The sequence below is a fragment of the Leptotrichia sp. oral taxon 215 str. W9775 genome, from assembly GCF_000469505.1.
Taxonomy (GTDB): domain Bacteria; phylum Fusobacteriota; class Fusobacteriia; order Fusobacteriales; family Leptotrichiaceae; genus Leptotrichia_A.
The window spans coordinates 5264-19309 of record NZ_KI272861.1 but is presented as its reverse complement, the minus strand read 5'-3'; the positions used below and the strand labels follow the sequence as shown (position 1 = coordinate 19309).

The window sequence follows — 14046 nt, the reverse complement described above, 5'->3', positions numbered from 1 at the left end:
TTTAAAATGACCTATCAGTCATTTGATATAATATTACTTTTTCAAACTTTTGTCAACTATAATTTTTAAAAACATCATATAAAACTATTTTAGAAAAATTTTCTCATTTTTCTTTAATAAGATTGTGTTATTATTAAATTACCAAAAAAATAGAAAAGAGGTATTTAAAAATGAAAAAAAGACTTTTTTTAATTGGAATTTTTGTTATTTTAATTTTTAGCTGTGTTATTTCAAACGCTTATCCTTGGAAAAAGAAAACTTCAAGCGTTAATAATTTAAAAGATACATCATGGCAACTTGTCACTCTTAAGGAAAAAAATGTAGGTTCAATAACAGTTGATGATAATTCTAAAATTTCTATAAGCTTTACAAATAATCGTATCAGCGGTTTTTCAGGGGTAAACAGATACTCAGGAGGGTATAAATTAAGCAATGATTCTATTTCCATTTCACAATTAAGCGTAAACCTTATGTCAGGATCTAGAAGTGCAATGGATGTGGAAGATAGATTCTTAAGAATTCTAGGTTCTGCTAAAAAAGTAAAGCAGGATAAGGATATTTTGACATTGGAAAATTCAAAAGGTGATACTCTAACTTTTAGAAGCTTGAAAACGTCTGAAAATAAGGAGCAAAATTCTGCTCTTCCATTAAACAAAGAAATTTTAAACACTGAATGGAAACTTGTAGATATGGCAGGAAAAAATCTAGGAAATCATGAAAACGTTACAATTGCCTTTACAGAAGACGGTGTAAACGGAAATTCAGGTGTAAACAATTATTTCTCCAGCTATAAAATTAAAGATAATAATATAACAATTGGAATTTTATCTTCTACAAGAATGGCCGGACCAGACAACCTTATGAAACTTGAAAGAGATTTCTCACAATATATTCAAAATGTTAAAAAAATTAGATTACTTGATAAAAATACTTTAGTATTAACAACAGGAAATGGAAAAAATTTAACTTTTAAAAAAGTGAGATAAATAATAAAACTACATGATACATAGAAACTATATTTCTTCGTTTTCTAAAATTTTACTGATATAAAATAGTTATTTATTAAGAAAAAGGTAAAATTCAAAACTGATATTAAATATAGCATATAAGAACTATATTTCTTCGTTTTCTAAAATTTTACTCATACAAAACATTTATTCACTAAGGAAAAATCAAAATTCGCCTAAAGGCTGTTGATTTTTCCTAAGTTCATTTCTTGTTTTGCATTGTAAAATTACAGATAACTCGAAATATAGTTTTTTTTACATTAACTTTTATTTTTACAATTCCTGTGATATACTAATTTGTAGATGCGTATATTTTTTTAAATTTAATTGCGTATAAATAACAAAAAAGAAAATGAGGTTAAAAAATGAAGACAAAAGCCCGATTACGTGGAATGCTGCTTGCCAGCCTTGCCGCCAGTCTATGGTCTATTTCAGGAATTTCAGGAGAAATACTATTTAAAGAATTCCATTTTTCAGCAGATTGGCTTGTATCTGTAAGAACTGCTGTTTCTGGAATACTACTTCTCATAGCAGTTATTTTTATTGAAAAAAAATCCATATTCAAACCATTTAAAAGAGTTGAAGATATTATAGGAATTCTCCTGTTTGGAATTGCCGGAATATACTTTGTACAGTTTACCTACTTTAGAACAATCGAATTAAGCAACGTATCATTTGCAACAATTTTACAGTTTACAGCACCCTTTTTTATTTTCATTTATGAATCGGTTAAAAATAAAAAAGTTCCATCTATATCAACTGTCGTGTTACTGTTTATGACTATTTTAGGAGTTGTGTGCATTGCAACAAAAGGGAATTTTTCAAATTTGACAGGCTCAAGAGAGGCACTTTTAATAGGAGTCGTATCAGCCATTATGATTGCATTTTATTCCATTCAGCCAAAACAGCTTTTAAAAAGATATGGAAGTATTACAGTTGTCGGTTGGGGAATGTTTGTTGGAAGCATTATAGCAAATGTGATTCATCCCTTCTGGAAAGTTGAAGGGGATATTAATTTTGAATCTGTTATTCAGGTTATAATAGTAGTAATTTTAGGTACTGCCATTGCGTATCTTATATATATTGCAAGCCTTAACTATATTTCATCATCTCTAGCCGGTATACTTACAGCTTTTGAACCTATTCTGGCTGCAATATTGTCAGTAATAATTTTTAAACTGACTTTTTCCCCAATTGAGCTGCTAGGGTTTTTAATGGTCTTTGCATCCATATTCCTTCTGCAGAAAAGACTTTAATTAGGTTGGTTAGGAAAAAATAATAATCAATATAAAAACTATATTTCAAGTTATCTGAAATTTTACAATGCAAAACAGGATATGAATTTAGGAAAAATCAACAGCCTTCAGGCGAATTTTGATTTTTCCTTAGTGAATAACTGTTTTGTATGAGTAAAATTTTAGTAAACAATGAAATATAGTTTTTTTTGTTATATTTAGTATTTTTCCTTTTTAAAACAGACTTAAATTTTATTTTTCCTTAATGAATAACCGTTTTATATCAGTGAAATTTTAATAAATGAAACCAAATATATTTTTTATATGTTCTATATTTTTATTTTGAAAAACCCTCATTAGAAGTACTTTGTCACATCATTGAATATGATGAAGGCCATTAAAAGTAATAGCAGCATCATACCGACCATGTGGATTTTTTCCTCTATCTTTTTATTTACCTTTATTCCTATAAATTCAGGTATTACAAATAAAAGTCTTCCACCGTCAAGTGCAGGTATAGGAAGAAGGTTCATAAGACCTATATTTATTGATAATATTATGAAAATATTTATAAGAGCCAGTCCTCCTCCAGTTTTATAGGCTTCCCCTACAAATTTAGGTAATCCTACAGGCCCTGTTATTTCTTTTGCTGAAACTTTTCCAGTTATAAGCATTTTTAAACCGTGTACCATCATTTTAAAGTATTCTGCAAAGGAATACACAGAAATTTTTATTTTCTTTAAGAATGAAAGTTTCGGAGATTGCACCTGAATTCCTAAAATATAAGACTCAGTCTCTTTACTGTATGTCAGTTTTACATTATCTGACATTTCCTTTCCATTTCTGGATATTTTAACAGGAATATCTTCGTCATTATACTTTTTTTCAGTTCCGTTAATTTTTAAAATTTCCTCCTGCAAATCCTTCCAATTGGAAATTTTTGCTCCATTTATTTCTGTAATTCTGTCTCCAGGCTGTAAAAAATCCTTGGCTCTTGAACTTTCCTGAATCGTTCCAATAACAGGTTCTATATATTTTAATGGTACCACTCCTGTCATTGAAATTAAAATAAATATTGCTATAATAGATGTCAGAAAATTCATCATTACACCGGCAATCAGTACAACAAATCTGCTAAATGCAGGTTTTGTATAAAATCCTCCCGGAACTTCATCTTCAGGATTTTCTTCCGGCTGCATACCTGCAATATTTACAAATCCTCCTAATGGTAACATTCTTATAGAATAATCTGTTTCACCTATCCTTTTTGTAAATAACTTTGGACCCATTCCTATTGCAAATTCCAAAACTGGCATTTTATAATACTTTGCTGTCATAAAATGACCAAGTTCATGTAAAAAAATAATAATTCCAAGTATTATTATTGCTAAAATTATACTCATTTACTTTCCTTTCGTGTTTTTATTTTCATTCATTTTATGTTATAATTTGAAATAATATTTAATTATAGCATATTTCAACCTATATTTTAATATGTTATATATGGAAAGGAAAAAATGATGAAGAAAAACAACACTCTTTTAGGAGCTTCTTTAATTGTAATTGCAGCTGTCATGTGGGGGCTGGATGGAGTTCTGCTTACTCCTGCATATTTTTCAAAATTTCATTTTTATGATGTCAATTTTATTGTTTTTATTGCCCATGCAATACCAACTCTTATTTTATCGGTTCTTTTTTTCAACCAGTACAAAGAACTAAAAAATTTTACTAAAAATGACTATATATTTTTCATGCTGATTGCATTATTTGGAGGTACTTTGGGAACTCTTTCCATTGTGAAAGCACTTCAGCTGAGTGAATTCAGCAAATTCAGCATTGTAATACTTATCCAGAAGGCACAGCCTATATTTGCTGTCTTGCTAGCTTTCTTTATTTTAAAGGAAAGACCTTCAAAAAGATTTTATATAGTTGCGGCTATTTCGTTAATTGCAATATATCTTTTAACATTTGAATTTAAAAGTCCTGCACTTTTACCAAAAAATAATATTCTTGCTGCCATGTACTCACTGCTTGCGGCTTTTTCCTTTGGAAGTGCAACTGTATTTGGAAAAAAGGTTGTATATAAATTTTCCTTCCTGACAAGTACATTTTACAGATTTTTCTTTACTACAGTAGTAACTCTATTTTTTGTACTATTTTCAGGAAATACGGAAAAAAGTCTTGGCCTTTACTTCAGTAACGGAGGATTAATATCCCTTTCAATGTTTATCGCCATATTTGGACTGATAGCTATACTTATTTATTATAATGGACTGAAAAGTGTGACTGCTTCCATTTCAACTTTCTGTGAACTGGCTTTCCCACTGACTTCAGTTGTTACAGAAGCTATTGTTTATAAAAGATTTTTATCTCCTGTACAACTTGTGGCAGGAACTGTACTGATTGCTTCCATACTATATCTGAATTTAGGAAAGGTCAAAGTCGATATTGAAGGTATTGATAAGGTAAAAGAGGCTGATATTTAATAAAATTTATATTGTCTAAAATTTAAATAGGCTATCCCAAAAAAATTAAAACATAATGTGAAAACTATATTTATGGATTATTTAAAATTTTACAATATAAAACAGGAATGAATTTAGAAAAAGTCAACAACCTGAATTTTCAGGTGAATTTTGACTTTTTCTTTATGAATGACTGTTTTGTATAAGTGAAATTTTAGTAAATTAATAAATATAGTTTTCATGTTTTTTAAATTTTGAGATAGCCTCATTTAATTTTTATATTCCAAATACATATTTTATTATATCCTCAGCACACTTTTCCTCATCTGCATTGTGAAATGTTTTCTCGAAAGTATGGCTTTTTGTTTTGTATGCATTATCATAGTAGTTTCCCATCAAATCTTTTATGACTTTGTCAAACTCTTTATTTTTCAGTTCTTCGATATATTCATTTTTTCTTTTTTCACCAATATATCTACCAAGTTTTTCAAGTGCCGCAAAAATTTCATTCTCATCATAGCTTTCCTTCAGATATTCCTTTCTAATTATTTCAACTCTCTTATCCATATCTGTTTCTATGAAAAATTTTCTTGCATTAAAAACTTCTTCAAATAAATAGTTTGGCATAACAACACTACCTATCCGCTTGCTTTCCCCTTCTGTAAATATTATATCTGACTTGGATTTTAATATACTGTCCATTACATAAGCTTCAAAGTTTTTCTGGGTTGCATCTCCACCAAGACCTATTCCTCCCAGCAGTGACCCCCTATGATTTGCACATTTTTCCAAATCCAGTACATCGTAACCCTTCTGTTTTATTTCCTGCAGTATATTTGTTTTTCCGGAACCGGTTTTTCCGTATAGGGCAATCAGTTCCTTTTCTTTAATCATCTTGGGAAGATTCTCATTTAAATACTGCCTGTATCCCTTATAACCATTTTCCAGTTTTATGACAGGCAATGAAAATTCCTTAAATAGGGAAGTAACTGTTGAGGAACGCATACCGCCCCTTGCACAGTAAACTATCAGTTCCCTGTCCTTTTCAATATATTTTTCAAATTCAATATAAATATCCTGTACTTTTTTCCCTACAATTCCCACAGCTTCCCTTATTGCTTCCTTTTTCCCTTCTACTTTATAAAGTGTTCCTATATATTCCCTTTCCTTATCAGAAAACACAGGTATATTCACAGCTTCAGGTATTCTTGCCTCCTCATATTCTGAGGGACTTCTTACATCGATAAACAAAAGGTTTTTCCCTTTTTTTATTTTCTCCGTTATTTTTTCGTAACTTTGCATTATTATCATACATTTCCCCTAACAGGCCAAAATTTATTTAAACTTTTCAATATAATAAAAATATACCTTAAATTATTATAATCCATAATAACTAAGGCATATTTTTCAATTTTAATTATAATAATTTACTTCCGTCTTTTTCTTCTTCCAATGAAGTATCGATATCTTCGTATCCAACTCCATTTGGAATAGATGTAAGAACTTTATCTGTAACTTTTGAAAGATGTGCATCCATCGCATAAGCCGCTCCACTAACAAAATCTATTACTCTCTGTCCTACTTCAAATTCTAAAAACTCTAAACTGAATGTTACAACTTTCTTTTCTTTTATTGAGTCTGCTATTAATCTGGAATCTTCAAAGACTTTCGGTCTAATTATTGAGACATAGCTTACTTTCATCTTTCCTATTTCCTCCTTCTTTCCTCCGCCAAAAATATTCATACCTTTCTTTTCCTTTTCTTCAGGATGATCAAACTCCACATGACTGTAAGTCTTAACCTGCTGTTTTGGTTGTTGTGTCACTTCAACTTCTTCTTCAACTTTTTTATTTTCCACTACTTCATCGTCTTCATCAACTTCGCCGAAAAATTCCAAAAATTTCTGTTTTAATCCCAAAGCTCTAACCTCCTATTACCAGTATAATTTGCTTCCTATTCTAAGTATAGTAGCACCGTTTTTCAATGCTTCTATATAGTCATTCGACATTCCCATAGAAAGCTCACTACAATAATTATATTTTTTTTCGTACTCTTTTTTTAAATTGTACATCTTGGAAAAATATCCATCTATTTCTTCAATTTCTGCATCTAAAGGTGCCATTGTCATAAACCCTTTAATTTTAACATTGCTCATAGAAAAATATTTTTCTGATTCCTTCTGAAAATCTTCTATATAAATTCCTGTTTTGGATTCTTCCTTTGAAACATTAATTTGTATTAGACCATTAACAACTCTGTTATTTTCAATTGCTTTTTTATTAATTTCCGATAATAAGTCGAAAGAATCTATTGAATGTATCAAATTTACATTTGTTATTATATACTTTATTTTGTTTTTTTGCAACCTTCCAATAAAATCCCAAACTAAATTCTCATATTTTTCACCGGAAAATCTTTCCAGTTTATCTCTGTAAACTTGTGCCCTGTTTTCTCCGAAATAGTTGTACCCCATATTTATCAAGGCTTTCTGTTCTTCAATCCCCAGATACTTACTTACAAATAATATTTTTACCTTTTCAGGATAAGGCGAATATTTTTTTATATCCTGAAGAATACCTTCATAATTCTGAGATATTTTTTCACTGTTAAGTTCCATAATTTCTCCTTGCTTTAAATCTTTTATATATTATACCTGTTTTTTTAAATAAATTCAACAAATACATCATTTGCAAGAAGAATTCCCTTTTCAGTCAGTCTCATTCTTTTACCGCCGTCAAATCTTTCAAGCAGTCCATTATCCAAAAGTTTTTTTACTTCTTCAGCTTCAAAATATTCTGTTCCTTCTTCTGTAAGTCTTAATCCAAGCATATTTTTAAGTTTTTTCTCTTCTTCTTTGTCAACTATTTCTATACTTTTATCATCTACAGGAAAAATATTTTCCTCAATACATCTGTAATATTTACTGAAAGATCTCACATTGCTGTATCTTTTTCCTTTACAGTATGTGGCCGCACTTAACCCTGCTCCTATAAATTCCTTGTTTCTCCAGTATTTCAGGTTATGCACTCCACCCATTCCTTTTTTTGAAAAATTGGATATTTCATAATGACCATATCCATTTTTTTTCAGGAAATCAATTATTTCTTCATACATTTCAGCTTCCAGATCCTGATCCATTTCAGATAAAATCCCTTTCTGAAGCTTACTCCAGAAGACTGTCCCTTCCTCCCAGATGAGTGAGTATATTGACACATTTTCAGGAGAAAGCTGAATTATTGTTTCCAAATCTTTTTTCAAGTCTTCAAGGCTCTGGTTGGGAATACCGAACATCAGATCAATGGAAATATTTTCAAATCCTGCATTTCTGGCATCCCTGAACACCCTTATGGCATCCTCGCCGCTATGCAGTCTTCCTAAAAATTTTAGTACATGATCCTGAAAACTCTGTATTCCTATACTGAGCCTATTTATCCCTAATTTTCTTAATTTTATGAGCTTTTCGGGAGACATATCATTTGGATTGAGTTCCAATGTTATTTCTCCCTCTTTTTTATATTTTATATTTTCCATTATATATGAGAGCAGTTCAATAGGCAGAAGAGACGGAGTCCCTCCTCCAAAATATACCGTATCATATTCATATTCAGGATACATTTTGAGTTCCTTCACCAGTGCTTCCGTATATTTCTCATATTCACGGCTCATATTTATAAATGTGCAGAAATCACAATATTCACATTTCTTTTCACAAAAAGGAATATGTACATAAAGTGCATCTACATTTTTTTCTATTTTCCTGTTTCCTGTGTCTTTCATCTACCTTACTTTTACCCTCTTCATACAATTTTTCTTTATTTTATAAATTCAGGAATTTTTCAAATTCTTCCATTGTTTTTGCAAGTTTTTCCTTAACATTTTCATTTGAATCTGAATTTACACTGAAGTAGAACTTGATCTTAGGTTCAGTTCCTGAAGGTCTTGCTGTTATAAATGTATTATCTTCAAGAACAAACTGAAGTACGTTTTCTTTTGGAAGATGTATTTCTTTTTCTTCCCCTGTTTCAAGATTATATTCCTTATGCGAATCAAAATCTCTCTTGATTTTTATTTTCTTACCTATCAGTGTATCCTTTACATTTTCCCTTAGACCAGCCATTAATTCTGCCATTTTTTCAATTCCATCTTTTCCTTTTAATGTAACGGATTTTATTCCTTCAAGATAGAATCCAAATTCCTTGTAAAGTTTTTGAAGTTCTTTGTAGATTGAGCTTCCGATAGAATTATAGTATGATGCCATTTCTGCTATGATCATTGATGTTACAAGGGCATCCTTATCTCTTGCATGAGTTCCTATAAGATATCCGTAGCTTTCTTCAAATCCAAATAAATAGCTTCCGTCAAGTTCTTTATTTTCAAACTGTCTTATTTTTTCTCCAATATATTTAAATCCTGTAAGAGTTTTCATAACTCCTACATTCTTTGCAGGTGCTATTACATCTATCATAGGTGTTGAAACTATTGTAGTTATTACCTGTGCATTTGCAGGAATATCCTTCTTGTTGTTTAGAAGATATTGCAGTAATAACAGTCCTACCTGGTTTCCATTAGGATAGTACCATTCATCATTGTCATCCTTTACAGCTATTCCTATTCTGTCTGCATCCGGATCATTTGCCATAACAATTTTTGCTCCAGTTTCATCAGCTAAAGCAGTTCCAAGTTTAAATGCGGCAACTTCTTCAGGATTTGCATAAACTACTGTAGGAAAGTTTCCGTCAGGCTCTATCTGTTCCTTCACAACTTCAAAACTGTATCCAAAATCAGACAGTATTCTCTTCATCGGTCTTCCACCTGTTCCATGAAGCGGAGTATATACTATCTTGAAGTTTTCCTTTCCAGGAATGTCTGTTTTTAATGTCTGTTTCTTTATTTCTGCAATATAGTCATCATCAATCTGACTGTCAAGCTCGATTATAAGTCCTGATTTTCTTCCTTCTTCTTCAGATACAACTTTTATTTCTTCAAGAGTTGCAATACTATTTACTTCAGCAACTATTGAAGGTGCATGCGGATCTACAACTTGCGCCCCGTCTTCCCAGTAAACTTTATATCCGTTATATTCCACAGGATTGTGGCTCGCAGTTACAACTATTCCTGCAAGACATCCTTTATATCTCACACCAAACGACAATTCAGGAGTAGATCTTAAATCAGGATAAATATACGCCTTTATTCCGTTTGCAGCCATTACTCTCGCTGTATTAAGGGCATATTCCCTTGATCCTATTCTACAGTCGTGAGCAATTATTATTCCTCTTTCCTTTGCTTCTTTTTCATTGTATTTAAGCATGTAGTTAGCAAGCCCTTGAGTTGCTTTTCTTATTACATATTTATTAATTCTGTTTGTTCCTATTCCTCTTACCCCTCTTATTCCCCCTGTACCAAAGCTCAGATCTTTAAAAAATCTGTCTTCGATTTCTTTCAAATTATCTTTTAGGCCTCTCAATTCTTCTTTATCCTTTTCATCAATTGAATCAGAATTTAGCCAGTAGTCATATTTTTTCATAAAATCCATAACGATATCCTCCCAATTTTTTGTCTACTATTAATTTTACCACATTTATTCAATTATACAAATTTTTTTTAACGTTTTCTTTAAATTTATTCATAGTTTATCCGCCTGAAGAAAATTTTATCTATTTTTTCTGTATTTTAGATATATTTTACTATATAGAATAGAAAAATAAAAATTTTTTTGAAAAAGTATTGACATATAAATTTAATTGTGATATATTATCGTTAGCACTCAGGGAGATGGAGTGCTAACAAATAGAAAAGTCAGGAAATAAAAGGCTTTTTTCAATATATAGTAAAAAAGGAGAATGATACATATGGAAAACAATTTTACGCAGAAAAGTATGGAAGCTATTTCGGAAGCCCATAACTTTGCGATTAGATATAAACATTCCGATATGAAGGTTGAGCATCTGCTTCTTGCATTGATAGGACAGATGAACGGACTTATACCCAACCTTCTGAAGAAAATGGGGATAGATACAGTTGACCTCATGAAAAAACTGGAGGAAAAACTGGACCGGATGCCGAAAATCGAAGGCGGAGTTTCAGATCCGAGGCCAAATGCAGAAATGAACAGAGTTTTAGTAGGTGCAGAAGATTATGCTAAAAAAATGGAAGATGCATATATAAGTACAGAACATCTGTTTCTGGCAAGCTATGATAATAACAGTTTTCTTAAGGAAAACGGTGTTGTGAAAAAACAATTTGAAAATGCTCTGGAAGGAGTAAGAGGAGGTAAGAAAATTATGACAGACAACCCTGAAAATACATATGAAGCTCTTGATAAATATGGTAAAGATCTTGTTGAACTGGCAAGAAAAGGTAAAATTGACCCGATAATAGGAAGGGATAATGAAATAAGACGTGCCATTCAGATTTTATCAAGAAGAAATAAAAACAATCCTATACTGATAGGGGAACCTGGAGTTGGTAAGACAGCCATTGCAGAAGGAATCGCACAGAGAATACTTAATGGTGACGTTCCTGAAAATCTAAAGGATAAAACAATATTCTCGCTTGATATGGGAGCCCTTATATCAGGTGCAAAATATAGGGGGGAATTTGAAGAAAGACTTAAAGCAGTGCTTGATGAACTTGAAAACAGTGACGGAAGAATAATATTATTCATAGATGAAGTTCATAACATTGTAGGTGCCGGAAAAACTGAAGGTTCAATGGATGCAGGAAACCTTTTAAAACCAATGCTTGCACGTGGGGAAATTAAAGTAATCGGTGCTACAACTATTGATGAATACAGAAAATATATAGAAAAGGATGCCGCTCTTGAAAGAAGATTCCAGCCAATCCTTGTAAATGAACCTTCTGTGGAAGATACAATTTCAATACTTCGTGGACTGAAGGAAAAATTTGAAATATTCCACGGAATAAGAATTACAGACAACGCCCTTGTTACTGCAGCAACAATGAGTGACAGATATATAAATGACAGATTCCTGCCTGATAAGGCTATTGACCTGATTGATGAAGCTGCCGCAAAGGTAAAAACTGAAATTAATTCAATGCCGACAGAGCTTGATGAAGTTACAAGACGTGTAATGCAGCTGGAAATTGAAAAAGTTGCCCTTGAAAAAGAAAAGGATCAGGCTTCAAAAGACAGACTGGAAAATCTTGAGAAGGAACTGGCTGAACTGAATGAAAAGAAAGCCGCATTCCAGTCTCAATGGGAAAATGAAAAACAGGAAGTTGAAAAAATTAAGAAACTTAATGAAGAAATTGAAAAAGTAAGACTTGAAATTGAAGCTGCACAGAGAAAGAGCGACTACAATAAACTTGCAGAATTACAATATGGAGTATTACCTCAGCTTGAAAAGGACAGAACAGAATTACAGGAAAAAGCTAAGGAACACGACAATAACAAACTGTTAAAACAGGAAATAGACAGTGAGGAAATTGCTGAAATTGTTGGAAAATGGACAGGAATACCTGTATCAAAACTTATGCAGGGAGAAAAGGAAAAAATATTGAATCTGGCTAAATATATGAAGGAACGTGTTATAGGCCAGGATGACGCTATCGAAACAATCAGCGACACTATTATAAGATCACGTGCAGGACTGAAGGATCCAAACAGACCTATTGGTTCATTCATATTCCTAGGTCCTACCGGAGTAGGTAAGACTTACCTGACAAAAACTCTTTCCCTTAACCTGTTTGATGATGAAAACAATATTGTAAGAATTGATATGAGTGAGTACATGGATAAATTCAGCGTCACTAGACTTATAGGAGCGCCTCCAGGGTATGTAGGATATGAAGAAGGTGGCCAGCTTACTGAAGCAGTAAGAAGAAAACCTTATTCAGTAATCCTGTTTGATGAAATTGAAAAAGCACACCCGGATGTATTCAATGTCTTGTTACAGCTGCTTGATGACGGACGTCTTACTGACGGAAAAGGAAAAGTTGTAGACTTTAAAAACACTATCGTTATAATGACTTCAAATATTGGAAGTGAAATAATACTTGAAGATCCTCAGCTTTCAGATACTACGAAGGAAGCGGTACTTGATGAAATGAAACATAGATTCAAGCCTGAATTCCTGAACAGAATAGATGATATTATTATATTCAAATCACTTGGAAAAGACAGTGTTAAAAATATTATCAAACTTATTCTGGAAGACATCAACCATAAGCTTAAGGAACAGTTCATAAAAGTGGAATTCACTGACAATGCTCTTGATTTCATTGTAAACGAAGCCTACGATCCTGCTTACGGAGCAAGACCGCTGAAAAGATTTGTACAGAAGGATATAGAAACTAACTTATCAAAAATGATACTGTCTAATGAAATACCTGAAAACAGTACAATACTAATAGACAGCGACGGAGAAAAGTTGACATATACTGTGAAAAAGTAGTAAATGCATAAGCAATATTTATAATAGAATTTTTGACATACTTGACTAAACCTGAATTATTTTAAGAAAAACTGCCTTGAAGGGATAAAAAACCTTGAAGGCAGTTTTTTTACCAATATTGTTTCCTATCTTCTATTCCTTGTTGTTTATTTCCTCTCCCGAACTTATTATAGTGAAGTTTGTCTCATATATTCCGCTTCTTTCTTAAACCCTGCCCTGTCAAGGAAGTATTCACTTCCATAAAATCCGCTTATACCTGTTGCTGCAGCAACTTTATTATCATAAATTCTAAATATTTAACAAAATTGAAATAAATATTGCATATATTATAAACTTCATATACTTTAATTGATATTTTATTCTTTTTTCTAATAAAGCTAAAAGATATACTACTATAAAAAACGGTACATTTATTAGAAAATATTTTTCTAATAAATTTGAAAATCCATAATTTGTATAGTATTCCAAAAAAAATATATTACTAAAAAACAGTATATCAAAATAATTCATGCATATCTCCTTTTATCCAACAGGTAAAAAATACATTTTATAGATAAAAAATAATATTTTAATACTAACTATAAAATACAAATATGTAAATATTTTTTCCATTATAATTTTTATCTTTTCATTTTTTATAAAAATTTCTACACATAAAAGAAATAAGAAATAGTAGATATAACAAATAAAATTTATTACTTTAAATATTATCCATAATATTAAAACTATTCTAAAATCATTAATATAAGTATCAAATAAATAGTTAATAAAAAATGTAATGTCCAATAATAAAAATATTTCTATATGTTTTTTGTTTAAGAATTTTTTCTTTATTTCCTCTTTCTTCATTTCTTCTCCAGTATATTTTTGATTTTCTTTTCCCTTTCTTTTCCACTAAGTTTTTTTGTACTTTCTATTTCCT

Annotated in this window: 10 protein-coding genes; 4 read left to right on the top strand and 6 right to left on the bottom strand. The window is 31.1% G+C overall.

Going from position 1 to position 14046, the window contains the following annotated elements; all coding sequences use genetic code 11:
• Nucleotides 1-170: 170 nt before the first annotated feature.
• Together HMPREF1984_RS08420 and HMPREF1984_RS08415 are read left to right on the top strand one after the other, a co-directional pair.
• Nucleotides 171-986, top strand: a complete 816-nt coding sequence (locus HMPREF1984_RS08420) for an META domain-containing protein (protein ID WP_021767542.1) — start codon at nt 171-173, stop codon at nt 984-986.
• 386 nt (nt 987-1372) lie between these two features.
• The gene (locus tag HMPREF1984_RS08415) at nt 1373-2263 is read left to right on the top strand and encodes a DMT family transporter (RefSeq protein ID WP_021767541.1); all 891 of its coding nucleotides are present in this window, start codon (nt 1373-1375) and stop codon (nt 2261-2263) included.
• A gap of 335 nt (nt 2264-2598) precedes the next feature.
• Here the strand turns inward: HMPREF1984_RS08415 and HMPREF1984_RS08410 are convergent, their stop codons facing one another.
• Nucleotides 2599-3645 (bottom strand): RIP metalloprotease, encoded by a 1047-nt coding sequence (locus HMPREF1984_RS08410; RefSeq protein ID WP_021767540.1) that lies wholly within the window; start codon nt 3643-3645, stop codon nt 2599-2601.
• A 117-nt stretch (nt 3646-3762) separates the two neighbouring features.
• On the opposite strand from HMPREF1984_RS08410, the gene HMPREF1984_RS08405 reads away from it, so the two are divergent.
• Entirely contained in the window at nt 3763-4728 is a 966-nt protein-coding gene (locus tag HMPREF1984_RS08405) for a DMT family transporter (protein ID WP_051314499.1), read from the top strand.
• A gap of 255 nt (nt 4729-4983) precedes the next feature.
• Here HMPREF1984_RS08405 and mnmH read toward each other — a convergent pair whose 3' ends face one another.
• From mnmH to HMPREF1984_RS08380, 5 genes are all read right to left on the bottom strand, one after another.
• A complete protein-coding gene (gene mnmH / locus HMPREF1984_RS08400; protein WP_021767537.1) occupies nt 4984-6018 on the bottom strand; it encodes a tRNA 2-selenouridine(34) synthase MnmH in 1035 nt (344 codons plus the stop codon).
• 106 nt (nt 6019-6124) lie between these two features.
• Nucleotides 6125-6625 (bottom strand): cell division protein SepF, encoded by a 501-nt coding sequence (locus HMPREF1984_RS08395; protein WP_021767536.1) that lies wholly within the window; start codon nt 6623-6625, stop codon nt 6125-6127.
• A gap of 15 nt (nt 6626-6640) precedes the next feature.
• Complete coding sequence (locus tag HMPREF1984_RS08390) at nt 6641-7324, bottom strand: YggS family pyridoxal phosphate-dependent enzyme (protein ID WP_021767535.1); 684 nt, start codon at nt 7322-7324, stop codon at nt 6641-6643.
• 44 nt (nt 7325-7368) lie between these two features.
• Nucleotides 7369-8484: a radical SAM family heme chaperone HemW gene (gene hemW / locus HMPREF1984_RS08385; protein ID WP_021767534.1), complete on the bottom strand. Its 1116-nt coding sequence runs from the start codon at nt 8482-8484 to the stop codon at nt 7369-7371.
• Between the two features lie 40 nt (nt 8485-8524).
• On the bottom strand, nt 8525-10243 hold the full coding sequence (locus HMPREF1984_RS08380) for a phospho-sugar mutase (RefSeq protein WP_021767533.1): 1719 nt from the start codon (nt 10241-10243) through the stop codon (nt 8525-8527).
• A gap of 316 nt (nt 10244-10559) precedes the next feature.
• Between HMPREF1984_RS08380 and clpB the strand changes: the two genes are divergently transcribed.
• Entirely contained in the window at nt 10560-13124 is a 2565-nt protein-coding gene (gene clpB / locus HMPREF1984_RS08375) for an ATP-dependent chaperone ClpB (RefSeq protein WP_036100345.1), read from the top strand.
• The last annotated feature ends 922 nt before the right edge of the window (nt 13125-14046 follow it).